The 26,037-nt window shown below is 56.4% G+C and carries 34 protein-coding genes, 3 pseudogenes and 1 other annotated feature; of the genes and pseudogenes, 17 read left to right on the top strand and 20 right to left on the bottom strand.

Annotation, left to right across the window (positions count from 1 at the left end; translation table 11 throughout):
• Window positions 1-29: 29 nt before the first annotated feature.
• Window positions 30-2,075: a DNA topoisomerase 3 gene (locus ACJU26_RS03710; protein WP_414041195.1), complete on the bottom strand. Its 2,046-nt coding sequence runs from the start codon at window positions 2,073-2,075 to the stop codon at window positions 30-32.
• A 274-nt stretch (window positions 2,076-2,349) separates the two neighbouring features.
• Between ACJU26_RS03710 and ACJU26_RS03705 the strand changes: the two genes are divergently transcribed.
• Both ACJU26_RS03705 and ACJU26_RS03700 read left to right on the top strand, forming a co-directional pair.
• Window positions 2,350-3,578, top strand: a protein-coding gene (locus tag ACJU26_RS03705; RefSeq protein ID WP_414041194.1) for an IS3 family transposase whose coding sequence is annotated in 2 segments (ribosomal slippage) — window positions 2,350-2,629 and window positions 2,629-3,578 — 1,230 coding nt in all. Because the reading frame shifts where the segments join, the coding sequence is not laid out codon by codon here.
• Window positions 2,628-2,744 (top strand) — a sequence feature (AL1L pseudoknot). Its footprint overlaps the gene before it by 117 nt.
• Before the next feature lie 40 nt (window positions 3,579-3,618).
• Window positions 3,619-4,239, top strand: coding sequence for a hypothetical protein (locus ACJU26_RS03700; RefSeq protein WP_414042006.1), 621 nt, complete (start codon window positions 3,619-3,621; stop codon window positions 4,237-4,239).
• Between the two features lie 39 nt (window positions 4,240-4,278).
• Here the strand turns inward: ACJU26_RS03700 and ACJU26_RS03695 are convergent.
• Window positions 4,279-4,459 (bottom strand): annotated as a pseudogene (locus ACJU26_RS03695) (IS110 family transposase); the annotation flags it as partial.
• Window positions 4,460-4,924: 465 nt separating this feature from the next.
• Window positions 4,925-6,046: a lysylphosphatidylglycerol synthase transmembrane domain-containing protein gene (locus ACJU26_RS03690; RefSeq protein WP_414041193.1), complete on the bottom strand. Its 1,122-nt coding sequence runs from the start codon at window positions 6,044-6,046 to the stop codon at window positions 4,925-4,927.
• A gap of 66 nt (window positions 6,047-6,112) precedes the next feature.
• On the opposite strand from ACJU26_RS03690, the gene ACJU26_RS03685 reads away from it, so the two are divergent.
• The 8 genes and pseudogenes from ACJU26_RS03685 (at window position 6,113) to ACJU26_RS03650 (ending at window position 9,714) form a co-directional block, all read left to right on the top strand.
• The gene (locus ACJU26_RS03685; protein WP_414041192.1) at window positions 6,113-6,355 is read left to right on the top strand and encodes a DUF2249 domain-containing protein; all 243 of its coding nucleotides are present in this window, start codon (window positions 6,113-6,115) and stop codon (window positions 6,353-6,355) included.
• Between the two features lie 3 nt (window positions 6,356-6,358).
• Complete coding sequence (locus ACJU26_RS03680; RefSeq protein WP_414041191.1) at window positions 6,359-7,051, top strand: glutathione S-transferase family protein; 693 nt, start codon at window positions 6,359-6,361, stop codon at window positions 7,049-7,051.
• Window positions 7,052-7,500: 449 nt separating this feature from the next.
• A pseudogene (gene fdxA, locus ACJU26_RS03675) lies at window positions 7,501-7,815 on the top strand (ferredoxin FdxA); the annotation flags it as partial.
• The gene (locus ACJU26_RS03670; protein ID WP_414041925.1) at window positions 7,792-8,121 is read left to right on the top strand and encodes a DUF1971 domain-containing protein; all 330 of its coding nucleotides are present in this window, start codon (window positions 7,792-7,794) and stop codon (window positions 8,119-8,121) included. The pseudogene fdxA (ACJU26_RS03675) and the gene ACJU26_RS03670, both read left to right, overlap by 24 nt.
• A gap of 78 nt (window positions 8,122-8,199) precedes the next feature.
• Window positions 8,200-8,370, top strand: coding sequence for a DUF2945 domain-containing protein (locus ACJU26_RS03665; protein WP_414041190.1), 171 nt, complete (start codon window positions 8,200-8,202; stop codon window positions 8,368-8,370).
• A 134-nt stretch (window positions 8,371-8,504) separates the two neighbouring features.
• The gene (locus ACJU26_RS03660; RefSeq protein ID WP_414041924.1) at window positions 8,505-8,738 is read left to right on the top strand and encodes a thioredoxin family protein; all 234 of its coding nucleotides are present in this window, start codon (window positions 8,505-8,507) and stop codon (window positions 8,736-8,738) included.
• A gap of 62 nt (window positions 8,739-8,800) precedes the next feature.
• Complete coding sequence (locus tag ACJU26_RS03655; RefSeq protein WP_414041189.1) at window positions 8,801-9,271, top strand: hemerythrin domain-containing protein; 471 nt, start codon at window positions 8,801-8,803, stop codon at window positions 9,269-9,271.
• Complete coding sequence (locus ACJU26_RS03650; RefSeq protein ID WP_414041188.1) at window positions 9,268-9,714, top strand: glycine cleavage system protein H; 447 nt, start codon at window positions 9,268-9,270, stop codon at window positions 9,712-9,714. The genes ACJU26_RS03655 and ACJU26_RS03650 overlap by 4 nt, the downstream gene beginning before the upstream one ends.
• A gap of 5 nt (window positions 9,715-9,719) precedes the next feature.
• Here the strand turns inward: ACJU26_RS03650 and ACJU26_RS03645 are convergent, their stop codons facing one another.
• From ACJU26_RS03645 to ACJU26_RS03605, 9 genes are all read right to left on the bottom strand, one after another.
• Entirely contained in the window at window positions 9,720-9,845 is a 126-nt protein-coding gene (locus ACJU26_RS03645) for a helix-turn-helix domain-containing protein (protein WP_414041187.1), read from the bottom strand.
• Complete coding sequence (locus ACJU26_RS03640) at window positions 9,842-10,402, bottom strand: hypothetical protein (RefSeq protein ID WP_414041186.1); 561 nt, start codon at window positions 10,400-10,402, stop codon at window positions 9,842-9,844. The genes ACJU26_RS03645 and ACJU26_RS03640 overlap by 4 nt, the downstream gene beginning before the upstream one ends.
• Window positions 10,403-10,713: 311 nt before the next feature.
• On the bottom strand, window positions 10,714-12,057 hold the full coding sequence (locus tag ACJU26_RS03635) for a heterodisulfide reductase-related iron-sulfur binding cluster (RefSeq protein WP_414041185.1): 1,344 nt from the start codon (window positions 12,055-12,057) through the stop codon (window positions 10,714-10,716).
• 128 nt (window positions 12,058-12,185) lie between these two features.
• Window positions 12,186-12,509, bottom strand: a complete 324-nt coding sequence (gene fdxA, locus ACJU26_RS03630; protein WP_414041184.1) for a ferredoxin FdxA — start codon at window positions 12,507-12,509, stop codon at window positions 12,186-12,188.
• Window positions 12,506-13,024 carry a hemerythrin domain-containing protein gene (locus tag ACJU26_RS03625; protein ID WP_414041183.1) on the bottom strand — a complete coding sequence of 173 codons (519 nt, stop codon included), beginning with the start codon at window positions 13,022-13,024 and terminating at the stop codon, window positions 12,506-12,508. The genes fdxA (ACJU26_RS03630) and ACJU26_RS03625 overlap by 4 nt, the downstream gene beginning before the upstream one ends.
• Before the next feature lie 14 nt (window positions 13,025-13,038).
• A complete protein-coding gene (locus tag ACJU26_RS03620; RefSeq protein ID WP_414041182.1) occupies window positions 13,039-13,350 on the bottom strand; it encodes a DUF2249 domain-containing protein in 312 nt (103 codons plus the stop codon).
• A gap of 245 nt (window positions 13,351-13,595) precedes the next feature.
• Complete coding sequence (locus ACJU26_RS03615) at window positions 13,596-14,282, bottom strand: MOSC domain-containing protein (protein ID WP_414041181.1); 687 nt, start codon at window positions 14,280-14,282, stop codon at window positions 13,596-13,598.
• Window positions 14,279-14,629: a hypothetical protein gene (locus ACJU26_RS03610; RefSeq protein ID WP_414041180.1), complete on the bottom strand. Its 351-nt coding sequence runs from the start codon at window positions 14,627-14,629 to the stop codon at window positions 14,279-14,281. The genes ACJU26_RS03615 and ACJU26_RS03610 overlap by 4 nt, the downstream gene beginning before the upstream one ends.
• Window positions 14,630-15,093: 464 nt before the next feature.
• Window positions 15,094-15,345: a hypothetical protein gene (locus ACJU26_RS03605; RefSeq protein ID WP_414041179.1), complete on the bottom strand. Its 252-nt coding sequence runs from the start codon at window positions 15,343-15,345 to the stop codon at window positions 15,094-15,096.
• A 155-nt stretch (window positions 15,346-15,500) separates the two neighbouring features.
• On the opposite strand from ACJU26_RS03605, the gene ACJU26_RS03600 reads away from it, so the two are divergent.
• Window positions 15,501-15,674, top strand: coding sequence for a hypothetical protein (locus tag ACJU26_RS03600; protein ID WP_414041178.1), 174 nt, complete (start codon window positions 15,501-15,503; stop codon window positions 15,672-15,674).
• Window positions 15,664-16,191 (top strand): hypothetical protein, encoded by a 528-nt coding sequence (locus ACJU26_RS03595; RefSeq protein WP_414041923.1) that lies wholly within the window; start codon window positions 15,664-15,666, stop codon window positions 16,189-16,191. Before ACJU26_RS03600 ends, ACJU26_RS03595 begins: the two co-directional genes overlap by 11 nt.
• Before the next feature lie 378 nt (window positions 16,192-16,569).
• On the opposite strand, the gene ACJU26_RS03590 is transcribed toward ACJU26_RS03595, so the two are convergent.
• From ACJU26_RS03590 to ACJU26_RS03555, 8 genes and pseudogenes are all read right to left on the bottom strand, one after another.
• Window positions 16,570-17,106 carry a hypothetical protein gene (locus ACJU26_RS03590; RefSeq protein ID WP_414041177.1) on the bottom strand — a complete coding sequence of 179 codons (537 nt, stop codon included), beginning with the start codon at window positions 17,104-17,106 and terminating at the stop codon, window positions 16,570-16,572.
• A 58-nt stretch (window positions 17,107-17,164) separates the two neighbouring features.
• Window positions 17,165-17,407 (bottom strand): hypothetical protein, encoded by a 243-nt coding sequence (locus ACJU26_RS03585; RefSeq protein ID WP_414041176.1) that lies wholly within the window; start codon window positions 17,405-17,407, stop codon window positions 17,165-17,167.
• A 348-nt stretch (window positions 17,408-17,755) separates the two neighbouring features.
• Window positions 17,756-18,370, bottom strand: coding sequence for a hypothetical protein (locus tag ACJU26_RS03580; protein ID WP_414041175.1), 615 nt, complete (start codon window positions 18,368-18,370; stop codon window positions 17,756-17,758).
• A gap of 99 nt (window positions 18,371-18,469) precedes the next feature.
• The gene (locus ACJU26_RS03575; protein WP_414041174.1) at window positions 18,470-18,781 is read right to left on the bottom strand and encodes a helix-turn-helix domain-containing protein; all 312 of its coding nucleotides are present in this window, start codon (window positions 18,779-18,781) and stop codon (window positions 18,470-18,472) included.
• Window positions 18,768-19,109 carry a transcriptional regulator gene (locus tag ACJU26_RS03570; RefSeq protein ID WP_414041173.1) on the bottom strand — a complete coding sequence of 114 codons (342 nt, stop codon included), beginning with the start codon at window positions 19,107-19,109 and terminating at the stop codon, window positions 18,768-18,770. Before ACJU26_RS03570 ends, ACJU26_RS03575 begins: the two co-directional genes overlap by 14 nt.
• A 21-nt stretch (window positions 19,110-19,130) precedes the next feature.
• The gene (locus ACJU26_RS03565; protein ID WP_414041922.1) at window positions 19,131-19,802 is read right to left on the bottom strand and encodes a site-specific integrase; all 672 of its coding nucleotides are present in this window, start codon (window positions 19,800-19,802) and stop codon (window positions 19,131-19,133) included.
• 21 nt (window positions 19,803-19,823) lie between these two features.
• A pseudogene (locus ACJU26_RS03560) lies at window positions 19,824-20,072 on the bottom strand (phage integrase central domain-containing protein); the annotation flags it as partial.
• Window positions 19,967-20,422 (bottom strand): Arm DNA-binding domain-containing protein, encoded by a 456-nt coding sequence (locus ACJU26_RS03555; RefSeq protein WP_414041172.1) that lies wholly within the window; start codon window positions 20,420-20,422, stop codon window positions 19,967-19,969. The pseudogene ACJU26_RS03560 and the gene ACJU26_RS03555, both read right to left, overlap by 106 nt.
• A 517-nt stretch (window positions 20,423-20,939) precedes the next feature.
• Between ACJU26_RS03555 and glgA the strand changes: the two genes are divergently transcribed.
• The 5 genes from glgA to ACJU26_RS03530 all read left to right on the top strand — a co-directional run bounded on the left by glgA (window position 20,940) and on the right by ACJU26_RS03530 (window position 26,019).
• Window positions 20,940-22,409 (top strand): glycogen synthase GlgA, encoded by a 1,470-nt coding sequence (gene glgA, locus ACJU26_RS03550; protein WP_414041171.1) that lies wholly within the window; start codon window positions 20,940-20,942, stop codon window positions 22,407-22,409.
• A gap of 9 nt (window positions 22,410-22,418) precedes the next feature.
• Window positions 22,419-23,879 (top strand): glycosyl hydrolase family 57, encoded by a 1,461-nt coding sequence (locus ACJU26_RS03545; RefSeq protein WP_414041170.1) that lies wholly within the window; start codon window positions 22,419-22,421, stop codon window positions 23,877-23,879.
• A gap of 297 nt (window positions 23,880-24,176) precedes the next feature.
• Window positions 24,177-25,064 carry a LysR family transcriptional regulator gene (locus ACJU26_RS03540; RefSeq protein ID WP_414041169.1) on the top strand — a complete coding sequence of 296 codons (888 nt, stop codon included), beginning with the start codon at window positions 24,177-24,179 and terminating at the stop codon, window positions 25,062-25,064.
• 283 nt (window positions 25,065-25,347) lie between these two features.
• The gene (locus ACJU26_RS03535) at window positions 25,348-25,671 is read left to right on the top strand and encodes a hypothetical protein (protein WP_414041168.1); all 324 of its coding nucleotides are present in this window, start codon (window positions 25,348-25,350) and stop codon (window positions 25,669-25,671) included.
• 213 nt (window positions 25,672-25,884) lie between these two features.
• Window positions 25,885-26,019: a hypothetical protein gene (locus ACJU26_RS03530; protein ID WP_414041167.1), complete on the top strand. Its 135-nt coding sequence runs from the start codon at window positions 25,885-25,887 to the stop codon at window positions 26,017-26,019.
• Window positions 26,020-26,037: the final 18 nt, after the last annotated feature.

Genomic DNA, 26,037 nt, shown 5'->3' with positions numbered 1-26,037 from the left:
TGCATTCCCGCCTGTATATTGCGGGTGGTTTAATTATCGCCCCACTTGGACCCGAGCTTCTTGGCATCCTGCTTGTCCGGCCACCAGCAGGACTGGCAGCCCTCGCATTTGAAGAAGGAACTCCCCTTCTTCGTCTTCAGGGTGATGGTCGGTTTTTTGCAGGCAGGGCAGGTGGGGCCAGCGGGGCCAGCCTTTTGCCCCTTGCCTCGCGTTTTCCCGGTAGACGACTTGCCACCACCGGACCGTACTTGCCCGACCGCGATGGTCGCCGCTTTGGCCGCTTCAATCATGCGCGAGACGAATTTGCGCTGGGCTTCCTCGAACTGCTGGAGCGTCAGGCGTCCTTCAGAAACGGACGATAAGGCATCCTCCCAGCGGGCTGTCAGAACGGGATCGGTCAGGTCTTTGGGTAGTGCGTGAACCAGAGCGCGCCCGGCCTGGGTGGAGAGAATCTGCTTGCCCTTGCGTTCCAGGAATCCCCGGGTGAGCAGCGTTTCGATGATGCTGGCCCGGGTGGCCTCCGTGCCCAGGCCGGAGGTCTCCTTGAGCTTGGCCTTGGCGGACTCATCCTCAACCACCTTATGGATGTTGCTCATCGCCTCAATGAGGGAGCCGTCCGTGAATCGCGCAGGCGGTTTGGTCTGTTTTGCCTGGACGTCCGCATCCTGAACCGCCAGGACCTGTCCCTTTTTGAGCGCCGGGATCGGCTGGGCAGGGGCTTCATCTCCATCCTCTTCGGCCATCCCGTACACGGCCTTCCAGCCAGCGGAGACGGGAACATTGGCTGTGGCCTTCCATTCCTCCCCAGCGCAAGCCAGTAGGGCCTTGGTCGCCCGGTAAACGTAGGGGGGATAGAACTGCGCGAGGTAGGAGCGCACGATGGTCTCATAGACCTTGGCCACTGCCGGACTCATGGAGCCCTGCATGGAGCCGGTCGGAATGATGGCGTGGTGCGCCGTCACTTTGCCCGTATTCCAGATAGCCGATTTCTTACCGCTGTCGGCCCCGTTCACAAGGTCAGCAAAGCCCAGCTTCGCCAGAGCGGCCAGAACCCGCCCGGCTTCCCCGTGCTGTTCCTCGGGAAGATAGCGGCAATCGGTCCGGGGATAGGTCGCCGCCTTGTGTTCCTCGTACAGCGCCTGGGCCGCGTCGAGGACCTGTTGCGCCGACATGCCGAGCTTGGCCGAGCAGACCTTTTGCAGTTCGGCGAGAGAGAACCCTAGCGGCGCCTGTTGCTGCTTTTCGGCGCTGGTGAACTCTTTTACAGTGGCCTTGCCGTCCGCCTTGGCCTGGGTTGCCAGCCGGTCAGCGGCTTTCCGGTCGGTGAGGTAGCCTTCGGCATCAACGCCCTCAAAATCCTCCCGCAGCTCCCAGGCGGCCCAGAATCCGGTGTGTATCCGGGGAACAAAGTAATCCTTCGGCTTGAAGTGCTCGATCTTCTCGTCACGGGCAACGACCAGAGCCAAGGTTGGCGTCTGCACCCGGCCCACAGAGACGACACCCGCGCCACTGTTGCGCAGGGTGAAAGCACGGGTGAGATTCATGCCCATGAGCCAGTCCGCGCGGGCACGGGCTTCGGCTGAATTTCGGAGATTCTGGTAATCCTGGTTATCCTTGAGCGATGCCAGCGCCTTACGCACGGATTGCTCATCGAGGGCGGCCAGCCAAATGCGTTGCGTAGGCCCTTTCCAGCGGAGTTCCTCCAGGACCTCATCCACCAGCAGTTGGCCTTCTCGGTCCGGGTCGCCGGCATTGACTACGGACGAGGCTTTCTTGAGCAGGTCCCTGATCACCTTGATCTGGGCCTTGGCGTCATCCTTCGCTCGCTTCTTCCATTGCTCCGGAAAGATAGGCAGTTCCTCAAAGCGCCATTTCTTCTTGCCCTTCGGCGTGGTGGGAACATCATCAGGCGTGTAGAAGTCCGGCTCTTCCTGCTCGAATATATGGCCGAAACACCAGGTCACGACGGCGTCGGTCCCGCACTGGATGAATCCGTTGCCTTTGCTCTTCCCACCGGGAAGATATTCGGCAATCCCTTTGCCCAAGCTGGGCTTCTCGGCAATATATATTTTCATCAGCACTTTTCCTATCGTCTACCGGGTAGACGCTCTGCGTCACCCCAACGCGAGGGTATAGATCGTTGTTGGGTTGGCTACTGTCACTGACCGGCAGGCGTTATACCCGAACGACTGGTATGCAGCGTTATGTATACCTCGCGATTATGTATAGCATCTACGGCGGTGTGGCTGAATACCCTGTAAATATTGATCTTGCTGTAGATGTTGCGCCCGGATGATATTGAACCGCCCCGGGTTTGGTGGAGGCTCCAACCTTTGAGAGAATGGAGCTATGAATAAGTCCAAGCAGTTTTCGTCTGAAGTCCGTGAGCGCGCTGTTCGCCTGGTACAAGAACATCGCGGTGAATATCCTTCCCTGTGGGCCGCTGTCGAATCTATAGCCCCCAAGATTGGCTGTGTGCCATCCACTCTGCTGGCCTGGGTGAAGCGGGCAGAAATAGATGCCGGTCAACGTCCCGGCATGAGCACTGCTGAAGCACAGCGTATCAAGGAGCTGGAACGTGAGGTCAAGGAACTACAGCGCGCGAATGAAATTCTGAAGCTGGCCAGCGCTTTTTTCGCCCAGGCGGAGCTCGACCGCCGTTTGAAGCATTGAAGCGTTTCACCGATCAATACCGGGACCGCTTCGGGGTCGAGCCGATCTGCCGAGTCTTGCAGATTGCCCCATCGGGTTACCGACGTTATGCGGCACAACAGCGGAACCCGACGTTGCGCAGTGCCCGGGCGCAGCGGGACGCGGTGCTCTTGCTGGAGATTCAGCGGATCTGGCAGGCACACCTGCAGGTCTACGGTGCGGATAAGGTCTGGAAGCAGATGAATCGCGAGGGGATACTGGTAGCACGTGGTACCGTAGAGCGCCTGATGCGGCATCTGGGCATACAAGGGGTAGTCCGCGGCAAGCGGATCCGCACCACGGTTCCAGATACCCAGGTACCCTGTCCACGAGACCGGGTCCACCGGATTTTTCGGGCGGAGCGTCCTGATCAGCTCTGGGTTTCGGATTTCACCTATGTGTCCACCTGGCAGGGCTGGCTCTATGTTGCTTTCGTGATTGATGTGTTTGCGCGTCGGATTGTGGGATGGCAGGTCAGCTCTACCATGCATACGGACTTCGTGCTGGATGCCTTGGAACAAGCGCTACACGCCCGACAACCGCAGCGGGACCAATCCCTGATTCACCACAGCGACCGGGGATCGCAATATGTCAGCATCCGCTACACAGAACGGCTTGCCGAGGCGGGCATCGAACCCTCTGTGGGAAGCAAGGGAGACAGCTATGACAATGCCCTGGCAGAAACCATCAATGGGCTGTACAAGGCCGAATTAATCCATCGTCGGGCACCCTGGAAAAGCAAAGCATCCCTGGAATTGGCCACCCTGGAATGGGTACATTGGTTTAATCATCACCGACTTCTGGAGCCCTTGGGTTATATCCCTCCGGCAGAAGCTGAGGCACAATATTACCAGCAACTCGAACGTCAGGCCGGCCAAGCGGCATGACTTACTTCAATCAGCCTCCACAATACTCGGGGCGGTTCATATGGCGCATCCCGCTGCGCAAATGAATGGTATTCTGCGTCACCTGATTGCTCAGGGACTCCGGGCACAACTGGGCACTACAGTGCCGTTGCTGGGTTCCCAGGTCATTGACCTTGTCATGGTCCCGCGGGCCAAAGCAGCCCATTTAATACCCGGACAGCCTCCGGAGATTCCCATGGTCCAGTCAGCGGAAATTCAGGACACGATTCGTCAGTTGAATGGCATTCTCGACAAAATTCATGCCCTGCCGCTACGGCAAATTGCCGGCAATCTGAATCGACTCACCCATAATTTGTCGGCCTTGAGCAGTTCCCCGGAAACCCGGGAGACCTTGCAGCATGTGCAACAGTCCTTGGCCCATCTGGATCAGCTGAGCAAAACCGCCGATACCGATCTGCCCGCCATTCTGAAATCCCTGAAGAGCGCCAGCAAGGAGGCCGATGCGGCCTTACAGGCCGGCAATGCCCTCTTGCGAAACCAGGGTGCCGCAGCCAATGGTCCGGAATCCACGACCCTGCCCCGCGCCCTGTATGAGTTATCACGTACCGCCCAGTCATTGCGGGAATTGACCGATTATCTGAACAGTCACCCCAATGCCCTGATTTTTGGGAAAAGACCATGACCTTGCAGAAAAAAATCCTGTTGCTGGGATGCGCCCTCTCATCCGGCTGAAAGGACAAACACCATTCCGCCAGATCGCGGCGGTCCTTCTTGAAAGCACCGAATTGGCGACGTTCCACCTGAATCTGTCCATCAGGGCCTGCCACGATAGCGCAAGCCGTCACTTGCGCCTGATGGATATCCAGACCGATGACTCGTTGAAAAATAGGTTGCAGTTCCATCACATTCCCTCTCGCTCTATACTGGTAAGTCGGGAGGCAGCGGATGCCGAGACCGAATCAACCAGCCTGCAGCAAGCCACAGACGGTCCTTTTAATGTGCGCTCTCGGGGAGGCAATCCGGGGTACGAGTCGGTCCGGCGGGTCACGTTAGATACGGGATCAAGTCACCAAAATTTTGCGCGATCTCCACCCGCCACCACCCACTCGCATTTTCTTTCATTCTCCGGGGTGGCGCGAGTCGCAATGTACGTTAGAAGAAACGGGCCGCTATGAATTTATCGGATTGCCACCAGCGGCAGAGCATCGTCGCGAGGCCGGGAAAGCGCCTGCAATGCCGCATCCATCGTGTAGAAGGACGGCTGGGAAAAGTTCACGACTTGGCAAGACCTTCTCGCACTTCCGATGCCATCTTCAGTGGTGGTCTTTTCCACAGTGGACCATGCCGTGCTCGCTATCCTGTGATTTTTAGTGCGGGGAATGGGGCTTTGCCGGGCTCCGTACCCGATGGCTGCGGGACAGCAGGTCATGGGCCGCCGCACCGGCCTGATAGAGGAATATGGGCGCCCCGACAAGGAGATACCAATAATAGGTGAACGTCCTCCAGATCAACAGCGTGAAACCGATATCACGGCCCGACATGTAGGGGCTGAGTAAGACCGCATACGCGGCCCCGACCCCGCCGGCACCGCCCGGGAGGAAAATCATCTGGCCACCCAGATTCAGGATGCCCTGGACGATCAGCAAATAGGGGAAGCCGACCCTTTCAGTCACCTGCGAGATGGCCACCCACAGCACCACGTAGCGTGGAAGCCAGAAACCGGCGGACAGCACATACAGGTCCCATCGGGAACGCCAGGTCATGTTTCGCAGCACACGTAGGGCGCGCAAAAATTGAACAGTGGAGCGCGCGATGGCGTAACGCCGGCGCGCGTAGATCGGCAAGTGACCCAGGACGCGGTCCACCAGGATGCGCGCCCCATGGTGATAGCGGTGCAGAAGCAGCAAGGCCAGCGCAGCGAATGCGGCGCCGGTGAAAATGACTGCCAACAGCCGCTGTGCGCCTGGCACCGCCTGGGGTTGTACGGCGATCCAGAGGGCCGCCAGGGGCAAGAAGGTCCCGAAAAAGGCCAGATCGAAAACGACGATCACCGCCACCAGGCCCGCGGCACTCCCGATGTCCATGCCACGACGCTTCAGCAACAGGGCGTAGGTGGCGGCCATCCCGGTTGCTCCGGGAGTGGCTGCCCCGGCAAATTCGGCCGCCATCACCATGCCCAGGGCCTTGGGAAGGCCGACGACTTCCCCGACCAGGCGCAGCAAGATCCGCAACCGCTGTGCCTCGAAGCCCCAACTGAGCAGCATGAGGCCGGCAAGCAGCAGGGCTATCCGCAGCGGCAAGGACAGCAAGCGCACAAAGACATGGCCCCGAGCTAGAATGAAAGGAATGATCAGAGTAAGGAGAATGCTGCCGGCCAGAAGAAACAGGTAGGATCGTTTTATGGCGCCAATGATGCCAACCTCCATGCGACCCATTGTCGCGCCGGTCGCCGGGAACTTCCCGGGCAATGGTAAGTCTTCTTGTTTCAAGATTAGCATCCCGAAACTGCAATACGAAGGAGGAATGCATGCCGAGTCAGATCGTGTCGACCTAAGATGCTGTTAATCAGTGTAATCTTCGACGCCAGCGGCATCGCCAAGCGCTTCCGTGACGCGGCAATTTTCGACGCCCTGAGCGCACTCGGAACAGGCGAAACCATGGCGTTTTTCAACGACCACGATCCCTTGCCCTTACTTGCGCAAACCGAGCAGTATTTCTGGAACAAGGTTTGCTTTGAATACGTCAGCCGCTCGCACGAAGGCGTGTGCAACGACTTCCGCGTGCAGGACGGAGTCTGAGCCATGCATGATCCAGCCGCCCCCAATGGCGCAGTGCCCAAACTCTTGTTCGATGCGGTCAGCCCGGTGCCGCGCTGCCTGCGCATGTTCCTCTTGGAAAAAGGGTTGCGTGTGCCGTGTGTGCACGTAGACGTATTCAGGGGTGAAAACCGCGAAACCGCGTTTTTGGCTCTCAACCCGGCGGGGCAGACTCCGGTGCTGGAACTTGCGGATGGTACTGTGCTGGCCGAAGCAGTGGCTATCGCCGAATACCTCGAAGAACTGCACCCCGTCCCGGCGCTGATCGGTAGCACGCCGCTGCAGCGTGCACAAACCCGCATGTGGTGGCGCCGCGTCGAACTCAACATCACCGAGTTCATCCATAATGCCTACCACTATGCCGAAGGGCTGCAGCGTTTCCAAGGGCGCATTCCCGTCGCACCGGAAGCGGCAGATGGCCTCAAGCGCATCGCGCAGGATCGCATCGCCTGGCTCGACGCGATGATGGGCGACGGCCCTTTCCTGCTTGGAAACCGCTTCACCACTGCCGACATCTGGCTTTATGTCTGGCTCGATTTCGGCAACGACGTCGGCCAGCCTTTCGACCCCCGCCTGCCGCGACTGGGGCCTTGGTTCGAGCGGGTGCAGGCCAGGCCCAGCGCCGGGCAAAGTCGAGAGCTTTGCGCTCCTTTGGGTTGTTCATCCGGTCCAGCGTAGTTGCCACGTGGGCGGGCTACTCCATAAAAGCGGCGGTATTGAAACATTTCCTGCAACGTGCTGGCTTACGCGCTCCCGCGAGATAGCAAAATCCGCCTCGTCATAGAGGCTGCGGCATCCCTGGGGTGGTGTGGGTGGGAGAGGGCGCCGCCATATGCCTGAGCCGCTTTGGCACCAGTGCATCCTATCTAGAAAATTTCCGCCACCTGGGATTCACCATGGATAACGTGGTACTGGAAGCCCAACGGCTACTACAAGGGGACCGAGTTGCGGGATAGGTATAAAATCTAACCAATATTCGGCATGAAGTTCTGATTAACGCATCTTTGATATATACTATGATGATCGATTTTGAGGGGTTTTGAGGGGTTTTTGGAAACAGAGCGGGAGCGACCCTACCGATCTGCGGAGTTGAAGTATTTCTGGGGTGTGCGCCAAGGGGTGGTCCAATGACCCATGTGGTTACAGAATCCTGTATTCGCTGTAAGTATACCGATTGCGTCACGGTATGCCCGGTGGATTGCTTCCATGAGGGCCCCAACTTTTTGGCCATCGATCCGGACGAATGCATCGACTGCACCCTCTGTGTGCCCGAATGCCCGGTAGACGCCATCTTCCGCGACGTGGATTTACCGAATGGCATGGAGGAATATCCGGAACTCAATGCACGCCTGGCACGCCGCTGGCCTGTCATCATCCAAAAAAAGCCCGCCTTGCCCGATGCTGAGCAGTGGCGGCACATGAGGGATAAACGCCAATATCTGGACACTGGGGAAAGCGAGGCAGAATCACCCCTGCCCGAGCCGTCCATGCCTCTGAATGAATACCAGCGCACACCGGAATTCACTGCCGACGATGCCCCCGCCGGCCTGCTCCATGGTCACCGCACCAAAGCCGGGGTCTGGGGACGCATCGTGCTCCTGGAAGGAAACTTGCGGTATTGCCTGGAAGACGGCAGCGCCCGCGCATGGATCTTGAGCCCGGAGCAGCCGGGCTGGATACCGCCGGACCTGCCGCACCGGCTGGAGTTTATGGGCCCGGTACGCTTCTACGTGAGCTTTTGGCGCTGAGCTAATCCCATGAAAAAGGCAGCAGTACGACGCTTTTCCGTAGGCGATCATGTCACCTGGAACTCGGAGGCGGGCTAGGTGACGGGCGTGATCATCGCCGTGCAGACGGAGGATTTTCCGGTCCACGGCTATACCCACCATGCGAGCCAAGAAGACCCGCAATACGCCATCCAAAGCGACAAAAGCCGCCATGTAGCCTATCATAATGGCGGTGCCTTACGCCTCGTGGGGGAAGTCTCGCAGAGCTGATGGCCCAGGTTTTCCGAGAGGGACAGCCGACATGGATAAGGAATGTGAGAGGTCTGTCTCGTCTGCTGGACTCCTCCGTACAGGGCTTGGCCCCCTCATTTTGCTTTCCAGGAGTAAGCACGATGAAAGTATAAATTCTCGTTTCCCAATGGTGCCCCGTTTGCCCACAGGCTGAAAAAGTGTGGAGGGAAGCTTCTGAAAAAGTGCCCATGGAACTGGAAGTTCTGGATGTCGCGGATCGCAAGGGTCGGGAAATCGTCAGTAATCTGCGCATCAAAACCGTCCCCGCCATCGTCGTGGACGGCACCCTGAAAACCGTAGGCGCACAGCCCTTGGGAGAAGTCTTGAAAATGCTCGGAGTCTCATGACAGCATCCACTGTCACGGGGCGAACCCCGGTCACGCTCATGTCGCACAGGACCTCACAAACAATGGAGATGATGATGGACCCCATAGATCAGATCATGCAACACGACCATGAACGCCTGGACCAGCTTCTGGAACAGAGCGCAGAAGCTGTGAGCCATGGCGCATGGCAGGAGGCGGCGCATTTTCTGGAAGCCTTCCGCCATGGCATCGTGGATGGTCATATGACCGTGGAAGAAAGCACCTTGTTCCCCGCCTTTGAGCGCCAGAAAGGGGATGAAGCCCAATCCCTGACCGCCCTGCTCCGCAAGGGACACCAGGACTTGCGCATCTTCTTTGAGGAAATGGCGGAAGCCATTCAGGACCAGGATGCGGAAACCTTTGACGATCTTCTGAGTACCGTACAAACCATTCTCAAACAACATGATGCCAAGGAAGAAAATGAACTTTACCCATTTCTGGCGACTGCCCTGGAGGATCATGGTGAAGCTGCCGGAAGACGTATTCTCGACTTTGAGGCGGAGACAGCATCATGAGTGAATATCACGGGTGTGAATTGCCGGAGGATCTTTTTTATGATCTGGATTATGTGTGGGTACGCCCCGAAGAGGATGGCACCTTGACGATCGGAATCACAGATCCCGCCCAGACCATGTCAGGCCGCTTGCAAAAAGCCCGCATCAAAAAAATCGGCACACACCTGGAGGCCGGGCGGCATGTGGCCACCCTGGAGAGCGGCAAATGGGCAGGTGGTGTTCCAGTGCCTTTTGCGGGTGAAGTCATGGACCGCAATGAAAAACTGCTGGAAGATCCCCACCTGATCAATATCGATCCCTACAATGATGCCTGGATCGCTCGCGTGAAGCCAGATGATCCAGCACATGCGCTCGACCATGTCAGCACCGGCAGCGCCGCCATCGAGGCACTGGAAGCGTGGATCAAAAGATACGGCGTCCAATGCATGCGCTGTTCGGAATAACTGGATTAACGGGCGGCAGCCCAACGTTCCAGAGCCTGCAGATCAGGGACCTGGATGGTTCGACCCTGCATTTCTATCAGCCCGGCTTTGCGCATTCGGGTCAGTACCCGCGCACTTGCATTTTCTTTCATTCTCCGGGATGGCGCGAGTCGCAATGTTCGTTAGACGGATTGACACTTCTGCGTCCCGGCAGCCTTTCCAAGACTGTGAATGCAGTATGCAGACACCAAAGAACCGTGAGTCCGAAGGCCAAGCTGCGATGGAGGGTTAGTAAGATAATGACTGAAGAGCTGGATGTGACCAACAGCAAGCCAACGCCGACCGTAACTGTCGCGAACGCCAGAAACAGACCTTCCACCAAGGCGCCCAGCCCGAACCTCAGCCCCTCCGGGATTCTCCCATGCTCTAAATCCGTTAAATGTTCGATCACCAGTCGCCTTGCGGCAGTTGTAATGGGGAAAAGCCGTGCAATGGCGATGCGACCAGCAGGCGTACCCAAAAGCCAGACCCATTCCCCAGCCAGAAAGGTGGCGGCAGCGAAACCGTCCGCCACATGGAAGGGATAGAGCGAAAGGAAGCCAAACGCCATGGCCAAACCACTGACGATCTGCAGCGTGACTGTTACTACGACCCCCAGCAGCACGATCAGGAACAGAATGTGGCGACGGCGAGGTTTGGTTCCCGTCAAGGTATCATTCCTGGCACTCATCAGCTGAATGGAGACCTCATTGCGAAAACTCCATAACCCTCCACGCCCCCTCTTCTTGCGGGTTCATATAATTCCATGCCCCACTTCTTGCCCAGAATGCTGAAATTGGCTGGATGAGCGATGCGTAAACCGGTCATTTTCGCGCAAATGGATATACAGTTTGTTGATAGCATTGAACTCTCTCTTTCCCGGGTACGACGAAACCAGGATCTTTCCAGAATCCCCGACGGTGGGTAGGCCAATACCGTCGGGCAAAATCACCTATGAAACTGCATCCATGACCCCCACCTTTAAGGACGACCTGCCAGATTCAAGTGTTGGTCGGTGGCAAGTTCGGGGTTGTAGAGGTATTCCATGTTCCCCTGCTCGACCTGTTTCAGGTATTCCTGGAAGTCGGCCTTGGCCTTGTCCCAACTGATGCCCATTTTCTCCACCAGATCTTCACAGGGTGAAGCATGCCACTGGAGCTGGACGATCTTGAAGGGGTCGGCGCCGCAGGCCAGGGCGGCCAGCTGCACATCGGCTATGACCGGCACCGAGTAGTTCATGTCATGGGCCTTGCCGATCCACTGGTTCTTGTCCATGGTGGTGACGCAGCCGGTATCGTGGGTGATGAGCACATCGGCCTTAGCCTCCTCTTTGACTACTTTGATCTTGCGATTCATGGTGAAGCTGCGGGTGAATTCGCGCTCGGAAATGATGTGCCGGAAGCCAAAGCCACAGCAGTCATACCAGGTGGAGTAGTCGATGACCTGGGCACCCAGGGCCATAGCAACCGACGTGGTGACGGCAACTCGATTACCACCCAGAATTTCTGGATCGTAGATGGCGTCCTCTGGCACCATTTTATAGACGTGACAAGCAGGGTGGACGGTCACCCGGATGTTGCTCATGTCGATGGTCTGCATTTCGCTGGCAATGCGGTTGCGCATGACGTGCAGCCATTCGCTGTAGTGCACCACCTCTTCGGGAATGACGATCTTGCCGTCCACCAGACGCCCGAGCTTGCCGAGGATCTTTTTGACCTTTTCCCGCAGTTCGGCGGACTCGATGAGGTATTTGCGGATCTCCTTGTAGTTGCCGAAGGAGGTACCGCAGTGCACCAAGGGGAAGAAGTGGCCGTTCTCGAAGCCGTGCTGCTTGCCGGAGACGTAGGCCTGATGGAAGTTGCGCAGGAAGACGGCGGCCAGGGACTCCACGTTGCCGATGCCGGAGCCGTGGTAGTTCCAGGCAGTGCAGGAGGTCTGGTCGGTCTCGTCCAGATAGTCGGTGCCCAGCTTGTTCATGAACCACATGAGGCTGGTGGGATAGCCGGGGATGTTGCCACACTGGCCGCAGCTCTTGTGGTGCCAGAGGTTATTGGTTGGAATCTTTTTATCCCAGCCGTAGAGAGTTTTGACAGTTTTCGCCTGATGTCCAGGGTTGATGCGGTGAACAACGATTTCCCCTTCTTTTTCCAGCTCCCACATATGATCACGGATATCATCCATCCGCTCGCCCAGGTCCATCGTCCGCCGATCCACGTGACTGCGCACCCAGGCCGTGGCTGCTTCCGCTTCCTGGGCAGACAGGTTGGTGTCCTGAAAAAAGGCACCATGCCCCGCCAAACCTTGTTGTGTGCTATGGTCATTCATTGTGAACTCCTTGGCCTAATGGCCGAATCTGACCCAAAACCGGGTCAATCAAGACTGCTTTGATATGACCGTCCCTCTTTCTTCGGAGGAGGCAGTATCTGTATTAAATGAAAAATGTTTCCCATGGATCACTCCTCGAGAAGGGGACGTTTTGATTCGATCTGCGCCCAGTGTTCGGCTTCCGGTAGCGCCGGCTTTTTCTGGATGATCACGGGCCAATGGGCTGCCAATCGAGCATTGATGTCCAAGAATATCTCTTGTCCTTCTGGCAAATTAACATCACGATATATGGCTCCTACCGGGCAGACATCCACACAGAGGGTGCAATCGATACATTCCGTCGGATCGATAGCCAGAAAATTGGGACCTTCGTGAAAGCAATCGACCGGGCAGGGCTCAACGCAATCCGTATATTTACAGCGGATACAGGCTTCGGTGACGACATGGGTCATGGTTGTGCTCCTGCGCGACGAGTCCGCATGGCATTCCCGATCTCGCCCAAAATGTCTGGGGACAGCAAACGCGCAGCGACCGGGAAGATTTCATTATTCTCAATGGCGATATGGGCCCGATGTGTGGAAATAAAGATATCCGGGGAAAGGGTATTCCCGTGACCAACAGCGACCTCTTCCAACTCTTTGGCGAAATCTTCCCATAACGCTTCCAAATTACGATGCTGGAGCGAGAGGTGGCGCAAAGTCGTGTGCAGAGGCTCAGGAAAATCGAGATGGGTGGTCAACCAAGGAAAGAGATTTTCTTCCTCATCCGCATGATGTTGAGGCGCTGCGGTGTGGAAATAGCGAAGGATGCGCGTAGCCGCCTGGCGCGCTTCATCATCAGCGCCGTGCTCAGCAAGATGTCCAGGCAGGCATGCCAGGGTGTCACAATGGCCCAGTATCCGGCCATGACATGCCAGCAAGAGCCCCATGGGGTCGTCGAAGCTGGGGGCTGGGGTAAATAATTGCACGGTGAAATCCCTCCTCAGGGTCGTGTTTGCGCTCCCACGTCGGACCCGCCAGGAATCCTTTTTATAAAGTGAATCCGTATCCTATGTGGTTCACGTTCCAGGTAGACCCAATCTATGCCATCACCATAACGGCTGCGTAGTTGGTCGAGCAGGGGCAAGGGATCGTGGTCATTCATGAAATTCATGACTTCCCCTGCTTGCAGGGCATCCAAGGCCCCGAAAATGGCGGCATGACGAAAGCGTTTGGCCACGCCACGCGCGTCGAAGAGGTAGGTGGCGTCGGCCCGAAGATGGGCATGAGGTTGGGGTGGGCTGGTTGTAGTCATGACGGTCCTCCGCAAAAAAAGGGTTGTGGCAAAACGCTCAAGGCCAATAGTAGAGCAATTCAATAGGGTATTCCTTGATCTTGGTCAAGAAAATGCCACTGTTCGTCTGACTTCGGGATCGGCCTAGTGACTCATCGGCCTTCTGCAGTGCCACACTTCTACTTTGCCATAAATGGGGCCGCAGTTTCTTCGGCGCGATTTGCGGCACCCAGTGCCGATTACTACGCTCTTATCTCATCGCGGGATCAGGGTGTGCCGGTACTGGCCCTATTCAAATGGACTATTTTCTGTTCAATTTTAAGACGCAGATTGTCGGCAATACCAGGTGCCATCAAGCATCGTTGTAACGCGCCGATAGCGGCGGACTCGTTTTGTTGCATCAGTGAAAGAATCGAACACAAACGATAGTGTTCATTTCCTGATTCTACTAAAACTAGCCTGTTTTCCGCTGTTACCATACCCGGCTCAAGCACGCGAAAATACCATCCCGTTTTGGAGGATTGGGCGATATAGGCCGCCACGCCTTTGCAATCCAGCTTTTCATCAATTTTCGAGCAGGGGCTACGGGGTTGGGTTATTTGCAGTAACGCTTCGCCTAATTGCCACAAATCCCCAATATGCACCTCCTGTTCATTCAGATCGGGGCAGGAAATGTTTTCACCAATGGCACCGGGAGCCAATTTTCCAAGCAGTTCCGGGAAGCGCTTTATCAATGCCGCATAATGAGCAACGGGATACAACTGTACAGCTTTATCTGGACCACCATGAACCCGCAGGTCTGCTTGCTGATCACCTTCAAAACCGTTGATGTTGAGGTACACGGGCATATTTACGCGCGTTTTGTAAATTCCGCTGGGTCGAGCGGATTGGGGTAATCGCTGAATGGTGCCCACAAAAATCTGCACAGCCAACGATTTGCTGAATGGTCTCATTGGGGCAACACCTGCAACGTAAAAGTGCCCGTTTTACGCATGATATGTAGGTGGAGTACCGTATATTCAGGTAACTCACTTTCTGGTGCCGGATCACCCTGGCAGGCACAACCGGGTATGGTACTGGTATAACTCACGCCCAGATCCATGGAGAGTGATTGTGCGTTTTCATAGTGATTGAGTGCCATGAGTGCCACATTATCCAGCAGCGCATAACTGCCATGCTCCAAAGCACTTTGTAAGGGCGCAAAAAGTACATCCTGGGCCAATAACTCTGTGCACAAGAGATCCAGGAACTCAGGCTGCCCCCAAAGCTGTAAGATAGAAGTAGGGAGCAAGGGTTTCAAAGCATCCTCCTTACGACTGCGTTGAATCGAAACGGCCACAGGCTGCCTACCAAAATGCAAAGATGGTGACTTTTTTGCCAGTCGTGCCAATGCAATTCCCGATTGAGTGCGGTTATCCAATGTAATATTATAAAAACAATATTTTCTTTTCGTTGATTGTGGTTAATACGCTACTCATTTTTTTGGTTTCCATTTGGATTCCTTAGGTTATCTAAATATTCCATTCGTAGCTGACGGTAGTTATTTGCTCTTTAATGCCCGGAAGCCACTTATCTTGTGTTAAACATACTTTAGCCTATTCATATGACCGCTTCCAGTCTTGAACTGCCGTTCAGGCTGGCCCTACTCTTCCAGCGATTTTACCACCGATCATGGATGTGACATCATTCTTCAAGCCAATGCCGTCGTCAGGCATCCTCCTTCCCTCTGGGTTCCACGTTATCAGATTTTGGAGCAACGACCCCTCATAGCCAAAATACCACAACTTTTCGTGGCTTCTCACCTTTCCTGCGGATGCGCTGCTCGATATGCCCTGTAATTTCTCCACCAGCGTCGAGCTTTTGCAGCACGGCATCCCGGTTATCGTCTTTGCGATAAAGCCAACCGATGGGCGTTTTCGGGTATCCTCCAAGCCATATCCCCACCGCATCCCGGTCATAGGGGTTGCCCGTATCCCGAGCAATCCGAACCTTGTTATCCGCGGGGATGCCAGACAACCCGGAGGCTTCAGGGAACTCCTGGTTAAAAGCAAGATTTGAGATTCGTCGCATGACGGGTATAGATCAAGGGATTTGGAGATAAATGAAGGGCTCACCCGCGTCCGATCTATACCGGACAGGAAACTTGACTCAGTGGGCGGAGGAGGAGATGAATGAACTATGAGGAAATCGATGCCCCAGACGAGTTGCTTTGTGGAGCAGCTTTTATTGAGGGCGAGGCGCCAGACCTGCTCATCGCTGCGGCCTGGGCCATAAACGGGTATCGTTGCCCTGTTGACCATTTGCAGCAAGAAGACTCAGAGGAAGACATTGAAGATGCGGAGTGAGCCAGCTTTCAACGCCATCCCGCAAGATCTGCGTAACGAGCTTTCCTTGCTGGCCGACTTGCTCCCAGAGCACAGCCCATTGCCATATACAAAGGCCAAACTCCTGGTGCTGTCATGGAGCAGGCTCGGCCAGGATGCCCTGGCCTGGGCCGGAGCAAACCTGATCATCAAGATTGATCCAGCCCCTTACCAATCCGGAGATCCGGCATACGGCCCCACTCCCATGCAGACGGTGAACCGATCGGTTGACCTTTGGAAGCCGTTCTCACCTGAGCACTGGCGAGAGCATGTGCGAGGAATGAGCCTGTTCGACCTGGCTGTTTACCTGAAACTGAAGGTGGGAACTTGGGGGACCACCCCCATAGCCCGCCGGCGGCATGCCACCAAGGACCGGCTTGATGGCCTTGGCCTTGGGTGTCAGATTCATCCGGCCCGCTCAACCGTCTCGATCTTCTTGTGCGGCGAGCGATCACTGCTGGAGATTGTCGAAACGGACTTGGCGGACCAGATCAAATAGATAGATGCCGCCTGTCTGGGGGAATCGGGAGCCAGCGTCCGCCTGGATGCCGGAACACCGGCATTGCAGTCCCAGGCGACCGGGCACGGAGAGAGGCAACGCGCCCGCCTGAACCGATTTGGCTATCTGATGGGACGGGCGAGGCCCGGTGCCGGAATTTTGCGATGCCCCCAAAAGAGGTAAGATGCTGCTTCTACAACGCCTTTATGCCCTCTTTACAATACAATGGGTTACCGTCCACGTCTTGGCGATTTGTAGAAACAGTGAACACCTGATATCTTATTCCAATTCATATTGTTACGAGCCCATAGCACAGTGCTTTGGGAGCAGGATGTCGGAGGTTCGAATCCTCTCGCCCCGACCAATAAAAACAGTAAGTTAAACTTCCTGCACTATTCCATAAAACGCCCATATCAGTTTAGCGGTTACACTTAGCACACGGTAGGCAGGTTTTTCCCGCTGCCACTGCCCCGCCGCCAAGCTAACGGTGACGTTCAGCAGGGCTGCGGCTTCGGGTTGGGAGACTGAATCGGTAGGCAAATTTGCCGACTTACTTAGTTGCTTCCGTTGTTGGTCAGCTTGCCAGCATTTCTCATTCCATTTCGGATGTTCGTTGTGCTTATCGCGGGTCAAGCTGGCGTAGGCTTCGTTATCGCCGTCATGCCAAAGCTCGCAAACCTCAGACGCAAGATCGGCAAGCTGTGTTGCCTGGCTATCACTGCCACCACCTTCGCCCTTGGGTACGGCCATTGCATCCAGGGTGCCTATTTTGATTTTCGGGCAGGCGTCCTTAACCTCAGAGCGCCATGCTGCATACTCTGCCAGATCACCGATAGCCACTTCCTGAACATCTGGCAGTTTGGGTTTTAAGGCCCTCCAGAAAGCTGCTGGGTCGCCGGACTTGGCGATTACCACAGTTCCTCCAGGGCATCGGCTGGGTCACTGTTTACTGCACTATCAATATCGTCGGCGCTCAACATTTTGCACCTCCTGCCGCCTGAAGAGCGTCGCTGATACGCTGTTCGGCTTGGGAAGGACGCTCGATAGCCGAGTCATCCAATGTCTCTCCACGTTGCAAAGCCCCCGCAATGAACCGCACCCCAATGGCGTCTGTGGATACGCCGGTCAGCGCATCGCGGTAGTCGAATGGGCGCCGCATGGATCCGACGCTGTGCTCGGTGAGGCTGCGCCTATCCCCTGGGAACAGATCAGCCATGGAAAGTCCCAGCGCGTTGACAATTTCAGCAGCGTCGCACCCCGACTAGCACTTCAGAAGCACTTTATGATCTTCCGCCTCACGAATAGATAGTGACGGTCTCTTGTCATCATGCGCCGGACACTTCGCCAGCCACTTGTCGGGGCCAGCGCGCTTTACCTTCTCCAAACGCGGCAGAATTTTGACGATAGGCATATTCACTCATCGCAATAGCCTCCCAGCCGTGAAAGCTCGGAGCGAATACGATTTATGAGGATCTCCGCGCCTTCCAGTGCGTCTTCCGGCAATGCCGGGATTGATTTCAGCGTCTTTGCTGCGTCCTGCAAGTTGTGCAACGCTGTAAATCCTTCAGGAGGTATGCAACAATCTGGGCCTGATTTTAATGGAATATCCGGTAACGATCCGACGGACGTTCTGGCGTGTGGTGTCGATATCGACCTCCGCCAGCAAATCGGCAATGATACTGTCCCTTTCGTCATGATCCCGAAAAAATGGCAGAAGCCTTCGGACAGCCGACCCTACTATTGCGGACTCTGGATCATGTCTTGCTCTGCCAGCGGGCCGGGCCGCCATCAATGAGTTTACATCGCAAGCCGGGAATACCGCCGGATACAACCGCATTTGCCGCCATGCTTCGGGTGTCTGGACCCTATCAAGTGGCAGGTTATAGGGCTGTGCCAGAACTTCGCCCTCCCCGGCATGGGCAGCACAGGCGGCCAGATCAAGAGCAAGATCACCGATCTTCTGGCAGCCTGCTTGCCGTAGCAGTTCTGTGGCTTCCTGCAATTTCTTCCGGGCAGCCTCACCAGCGGCCTTCTGATCCATCTGACGTTGCTCCAGGGTTCCCCCGGCGATCCCCGTACAGGGTAAGGGCCAATGCTGACCACTGGACGGGTGGAATACACGACAAGGCCCGATCAAGCGCCGGGTGCTGGCCTCCCGTATTGAATAGCGGACGCTCATGCCCGGTCCACTTCCAGGACTCGAACAGTCCCGCCAAATATTCCGGCGTCATAGCCATACTATCAGGCGAAATATCGCCGGGGTGCGGTGGATTGGGCATCACATCCCCTGCATTTCCCGGATCACTTCCGGGTGTCTTGCGGCAATCCTCAGCAGGGTATTAGCAGCGCCAGAAGGATTCCGGCGTCCCTGTTCCCATTCCTGCAAGGTCCGTACAGATACGCCCATGAGTGCGGCAAACTGTGCTTGTGACAACCCGGAATCCATCCGGGCCTGCACAATCTGGGGTACGGCCAGGCGGTGAACAGCAGCCCGCTTCCCGGCCTTCATCTGCCGGACGGACTCCAGAAGCTCGGCCCCTAAATCGCGCTGGGCATCGCGTTTCAATAATTCCTGCTCAGTCATCGGCATTTTCAATCTCCTTCCGTAATTGTTGCAGCACATGCGCGGGGATATTCGCCTGCACATTCTTGGCGTAGATCAGCAATAGCCATATCTCGCCATCTTCCCGTTGCAGGTAATAGACCACCCTGACACCCCCACGCTTCCCCATCCCTGCCCGGCTCCAGCGCACCTTACGACAACCGCCAGTATGCGGAATTACATCCCCTGCATCAGGTTTGGACGCCAGCCATGAGCAGAACTGCCCGCGCTCCTCCTCGGTCCAGTAGTCAGGCCACAAGCTGCTGAATAACGGTGTCTCGATCAGGGTAAGCATGTTGTGCTGAATATACGTCATTGCCGTATCAGTGGGAAGCCATCAAGCATTGATCGGGACCACGTTCTTCCCCTGTGCCGTTGCCAATAGTCCTGCCAGGTGCCTGCTCCACTTCGCCCAGGCTTCGGCAGCTTCCCTGCTGTAATCGTACCGCTGATAAATCTGAGTGACGCCTTTGCTTTCCTTGTGATTCAGCACGGCATCAATGACAGCAGGCATGACGCCAAGGCGCTGCATTCCACTGGCGCAACTCCGGCGTAGATCATGGACGGTCCACTCCCCCCCATCCAGCAGTAGGGCAGACGTTGCCGCCGTTCTTCCCTGACGTTGCGGGCCTTGGGTCTGACGGTCGTATATGGCGGCACTGATACTCAGCCGCGTTTGTGGACTGCCGATCTTGCGCGGTGAGGGTAAGCACCAGCCGCTTTCCCGGACAGACGCCAGCACGTCGAACTGTGCGCCTGCGAAGGGTGACAATGCGATCCTGTGCTCTTTCCTGTTCTTGGCGTTGCCGGGCGGGATAACCCAGATACCATCCTGCACATGCGTCCATTGTGCTTTACAGATTTCCCCCAGGCGGCATCCGGTGGATAACACAATCAGCAAAGCGGCCTGCACAACAGGGGAAAGTCCGCTATCGGGCAGCTTGCGTAACAGGGCGACAATTTCCCTGTCCTCCAGAATCCGGTCAAGGCTCGGCAGTTTGCCTCCCACATCAGCGGCCTTCACTGGCCCCAAAGGGTCCACGGTGACGATCTCGCGCAACTGTGCCCATGCGTAGAACGTCTTGAGGGTCGTGAGCAGTCGGTTTGCCATCCTAGGCGCTCTGGCTGCTACCGGGTCCAGACAGGCCAGCAAAGCGGCGCGGGTTACGGCACCTATCTCCACATCACCGATGACGGGAGGCACGTCCTTCTGCATAGCTCGGAGCAGATCGGCCCCATCCTTGCGTTGTGACAGCTTGGCCTCGTGCCACTGCATGAATACATCAGCAAAGGTCTTGCGGGCGGCCTGTTCATTCTGGCGATCCGTTCGGCTTCCTGCTGTGCCGCACTCTCATCCTCGGCATGAACCTGCGGGTCAATGCCCCGGTCCAGTAGCTTGTGTGCATCATCAGCGGCTCTCCGGGCATCCTTCAGGGACACCCCCCGATATTCACCGATCCGCATAATCCGGCGCTTGCCCGCGTGCTGGTAGCGCAACTGCCAGATTTTCCCGCCTGCACGGTAGACGCGCATTTCCAGCCCGCCGCCGTCCCGTAGCACGGAATCCCTGCCGTTGCCCTGAACCCTGGCGTTCTTCACTGCCTTGTCGGTAGGCAATTTCTCTGCCATCTCAACCCCCAGATTTAGCGGTTACACTTGCGGTTACACTTGGTTCTGGCTATGGTGGCACAAATTGAAAGGCTTGCAACACTAACTGACTGTTTTTATAGAATCAACCATAAACGTGAAACAGCCTTAAACCTAATAAAATCAATAGCAATCTGCTTTTGGAGCAGGATGTCGGAGGTTCGAATCCTCTCGCCCCGACCAATAAAAACAGTAAGTTAAACTTCCCTCCACATGCTGCACCCGCGAAGCGCCCCTTGCCGGACAACGCGGAGTGGATCCTGTGCTATGCTTCAAACAACGGGAATGTCTCCATTGCCATCCTTCCGGGCGTTGCTGTCGGATTTCTCGATCGAGGAGTCCGCCCTCTTTCGGTCGTGGCATGGGGCCGGACTGTCCCGATGCCTCGGTAAGGGCCCGCCGTATTTCTTGGAAGTCAGACCTTGCCGCCGGCGCCGGAGCCATTGCTGGTCGGGGCATGAGAAACAGCCACTTTGCGGTAATCCTCAAGGGAGATGTCATGTATGTGATTCAGGTGGCTACGGAATGCGCTCCGGCAGCCAAGGTGGGCGGACTGGCGGACGTGGTCTATGGCCTGAGCCGGGAATTGGAGATCCGCGGCCACGCGGTGGAGATCATCCTGCCCAAATACGCCAACATGCGGTACGATCAGATCCAGGATCTGCAGGTGAGCTATGGGGATCTCTGGGTGCCGTGGTATGGCGGGGCCATTCATTGCACGGTCTGGTTCGGTTTTGTGCACGGCCTGAAATGTTTTTTTATCGAACCCCATTCCGCCGATCATTTTTTCGAGCGCGGCACGTATTACGGCTATCTCGATGACCACATGCGCTTCGCTTTTTTCAGCAAGGCCGCGCTGGAATTCATGCTGAAAACCGGCAAGCGGCCAGAAGTGATTCATTGTCATGACTGGCAGACGGGCCTGCTCCCCGCCATGCTCTTCGAGATCTACAAATACCATGGGATGGAGCATCCGCGCGTTTGTTACACCATCCACAACTTCAAGCATCAGGGCATCGCCGGAGAAAATATCCTCTGGGCCACCGGCCTCGGCCGTCCCTGGCATTATTTCCACCCCGACCGCCTGCAGGATGACCACAACCCCACGGCCATCAATTTCATGAAGGCGGGCATCGTCTATGCCAATTTCGTCACCACCGTATCGCCGCAGCATGCCTGGGAGGCTCGGCATACGGACCAGGGCTACGGCCTGGGCCATGTCCTCTACCGCCATCAGAACAAGTTTTCCGGAGTCTTGAACGGGCTGGACTACGATTTCTGGAATCCGCAGACCGATCCCCTGATTCCGTACCATTACGACCACCAAGACCGGTCCGGCAAGGAGGGGGACAAACGCGCCCTGCGCGAGCGCCTCTGGCTGCGCGATGACCGCAAGCCGCTGATTGCCTATGTGGGCCGCCTGGACTGGCAAAAGGGCGTGCACCTCATCCGCCACGGCCTTTTTTACGCGCTGTGGAACAACGCCCAGTTCGTCTTGCTGGGCTCCAGTCCGGAATCGGGCATCAACGATTATTTCTGGCACCTCAAGAATCATCTCAACGAGAGCCCGGATTGCCATCTGGAGATCGGTTTCAACGAGGAACTGGCCCATCGGATTTATGCCGGCGCGGATATGCTCATCGTGCCCAGTATTTATGAGCCCTGCGGCTTGGCCCAAATGATCGCCTTGCGTTACGGCACCGTCCCCATCGTGCGCGGCGTGGGCGGTTTGCTGGATACGGTATTCGACCGGGATTACAGCGATAAGCCCTTCCCGGAGCGCAACGGCTATGTTTTTTACCAGGACGACTATCCGGCCCTGGAATCGGCCATGGGGCGGGCCATCGCCCTCTGGCATGAAGAGCCCGACAGTTTTCAGGAGCTGGCCGCCAACGGCATGGCTTGCGACTACTCCTGGAACAAGCCGGGAGAGTATTATGTGGGGATTTATGATTTCATTCGTGAGTGATGAAAGGGAATGACGACGATGTCAAGCGGACTGCTGGATGATTTGCCCGATTTCTGCGGCCATGAGGAGCGGATAGCGCAGGTGCTGCGGGGGCGCCCTGCCCAGGACCTGACCCGAAGCGGCATCGATTTTCCTCAGATCCGGAGCGCCGCGGCCATCGCCCTGCACATGCATCAACCGTTGATCCCGGCCGGTGGGGACGATCTGCGCAGCGCCGCCATCATCGGCAACCTGCAATATATGCTGGAGCACCCGGAGATCGGCGACAATCACAACGCAGCGGTCTTCCAGTGGTGTTACGAGCGCATGGCGGAGTTCGTGCCGGAGCTGCTGGCTGCCGGCCAGCAGCCGCGGGTAATGCTGGACTATTCGGGCACGCTGCTCTACGGATTGCAGCAGATGGGCGCACATCATGTCCTGCAGTCCTTGCGGACATTGGCCACCGACGCGCGCTATCAGGGTGCGGTGGAATGGCTGGGCACGGCCTGGGGCCATGCCGTGGCGCCCTCGACGCCGGTGCAGGACTTCCGGCTCCACGTCCTGGCCTGGCAGGAACACTTCGCCGCCCTCTTCGGTGACGCGGCCCTGGCCCGGGTGCGCGGCTTTTCGCCGCCGGAAATGGCCCTGCCCAACCATCCCGATGTCGCCTATGCCTTCGTCAAGACCCTGCTGGACTGTGGGTATGAATGGGTCCTGGTGCAGGAGCATACGGTGGAGCAGCAAGGCAATGGCCAGCCCCTGCGGCAGCCGCATCTGCCCCAGCGGCTGGTGTGCACCAACTCCCAGGGGGAGAGCATCGGCATCACCGCCGTCATCAAGACCCAGGGCTCCGACACCAAGCTGGTGGGCCAGATGCAGCCCTGGTACGAGGCGCAGGGCCTCTCCCGCATGGACCTGGGCGGACGGCGGGTGCCCCCCTTGGTGACCCAGATCGCCGACGGCGAGAATGGCGGGGTCATGATGAACGAGTTCCCGCCCAAGTATCGGCAAGTGGTGGCAGCGGCTTCGGGTTCCGCCACTCCGCTGGTCAACGTCAGCGAGTATCTGGCCTACCTGACGAGCGAGGGGCTCACGAAGGAAGTGTTCCCGGCCATCCAGCCCATCCACCAGCAGCGCCTCTGGGAGCGCTTTCATCCCGGCGACGGGCCGGAACGCCTCGCCGCCGTCATTGCCGAATTGCACCGGGAGGATCAGCGGTTTTCCATGGACGGCGGGAGCTGGACGAATAATATTTCCTGGGTGCATGGCTATGGCGACCTGCTTGGGCCCATGGAGCGTCTGAGCAGCCTCTTTTATGAGCAGGTGCTGCGCCCCGGCATCCCCAGCAGCGATCCCCGCTACCGTCGGGCCTTGTTCTTCCTGCTGGTCAGCGAAACGAGCTGTTTTCGTTACTGGGGCGAGGGACTGTGGACCGATTACGGCAAGGAACTGTGCCGCCGCGGGATCGAATTTCTGGAAAAGGCGTTTTAGCGTGAAAAACCTTGGTATTCAAGGAGGAAGGTCCAGATCATCCGTTTCCTGCATGGCCCTCGACAATGGCCGGAGCCGAACATGGCTGCCTTGAGCCAAATACAGCGAAAGCTCCGGCCCCGCAGGGGCAAGGAGAGCGCCGAGTGGAAGTGTATTTTGCTGGCAAACTGTGCTGTACGGCGGCTAGCCAGCGGCAGCAATGATAGACGGGGTACGGCATGGGGCGCGTAAGCGCACGGTACGGCGCATGCCGTGCGTTGGGGTGCGGGGGTAAGGGGCAGGCGCTCGGAGAAATCGATGATGGCAGATGACGAACAACTTTTATCCCTGCTGGCGGTCGCCGAGCATGGCAGCATTAGTGCCGCAGCCGAGTATTTACACCGAGGACAATCGGCCATTTCGGAACGACTGAGAAAACTGACCGAATATGTCGGAGAACCTTTGTATTCCCGTGAAATCAATGGGGTAAAACTTACACGGGCAGGGGCCATACTCATTCCCGACATTGAACGCTTGCGCCGAGTCATGCGGGATATTGACAGCGTCATCGCCCGCCGGCAACGCTTGATGGAAGGAGAGCTCAATATTGTTTCCACCAGCCTCATCGCCAACTATTTTTTACCTCCCTATTTAACTCGATTCAGACAACAGTACCCTGGCATCGATCTCTACATTAAAAGTGGTGAATGTTATTGGAAAGACGTGGCAGCAGGAGATGTGGATGTATTTTTCTACGAAGGAGACGGCGATCTCCCGGAACTGCCCGATTATTTTGAAAGCACCCTCTGGCAGGACAATGAAATTGTCATTGCCACCCCCTTGCATCACCCCCTTGCCGGACGCAAGGCAGTTTCCTTTGAAGAACTCCAAAGTTACCCTATTATTTGGCGCGAACCGGGCTCTGCGATACGGGGCACCATAGAAAAGGAATTTGCCCGGTGTGATATCGTCTCCAAGCATCTTATCGAAGTAGCGGACATTGAATCGGTAGGCGCCATGATTAATGCGGGCGTCGGCATTGGCTTCATGAGCCGGAGAATGGTGGAACAACGTTCAGACTGGCAGATTTCTACCGCTACTCTGGAAAATCACCAGATGGTCCGCCTGAATTTCATGGCTGTCCCCCAGCCTGACCGATGCTCTAAAATGCTGGAGAAGTTTCTGGAGCTGATTCAAGAGGCTTGAATTCGCCATTTCGGCATAATGGATACCCCTATCGATAACTATCGTTAGGTTTTGGCTGGACGATTTTTTAATATCTAAAGATCGTATTATGTTTTCATCGAAAAACACAGCGAGGCCAGTCTGCTATGCAGCCAATCAAGCTCATACAAAAATATTTGTCTTCCCTTTCCTCATCACATGAAAGCACTTTCCTGCAGCATCATGATATCAGCGAGAAAGTCGCGGGATGCGTCCCCCTCATGAACTATGGTCAATAACCCCCCTTTGCCTTGCGAGGACAATCATGTATACACTACCCGCTCCCACATACAACACAGAAAAACACAAACAAATCATCAAGGAAGTGCATCTCGCCAATAATAAAACGGTAGTGGTCACGATGAATGGCCAGCTTTTTGATGCCCTTTGTCTTTGCCTTGGAAATGCTTACAAGGCGGATTCATGGCTTGCCATGCGGGTGTTTGAGGTTGGCGACCTGTCCGACAATACAATCAGGTCCTATCTGAGAGCGATGTTCAGGGAAGCATTGTCGAGGCATGAGCCTATCCAGGGAATAACCACCGAAGAGTCAAGAATAAGCGCTGTGACAAGTCACCTTGTTCAATGAAAAAGGCGTGTACATCTCGAAACACCACTCAAGAAGCGGGACGCTTTCGCCGCTGAACACCGCAACCGCCTCGCGCAAACGTGCTGGTTCGATAAAACCTATCCTCAGCCACCCTTCCATCAGAGGGATCTGCGGACAGTTCTTGACTTGTCGTGTTTTTGTGACTACCTATTATATCAAGAATTATTGATATACCTTAAACAAGGAGGCAATGTGGATCCCACGACCAGCATACCGCAACTCCATGACCCACTTCCCGATGTGCCCCAAGGAACATTTTCTGCCTCTGCCGCGTCCCGTGACGATGTCACGGTGGATTTCACCACCCCGATGCCGACGGGAGGGTAGCCCATCTTTGGCTCAGCG

It is taken from the genome of Acidithiobacillus sp. M4-SHS-6 (genome assembly GCF_047421495.1).
Taxonomy (GTDB): Bacteria; Pseudomonadota; Gammaproteobacteria; order Acidithiobacillales; family Acidithiobacillaceae; genus Acidithiobacillus.
The sequence above is the reverse complement of the archived record's forward strand: the minus strand, read 5'-3'. Positions and strand labels throughout refer to the sequence as shown.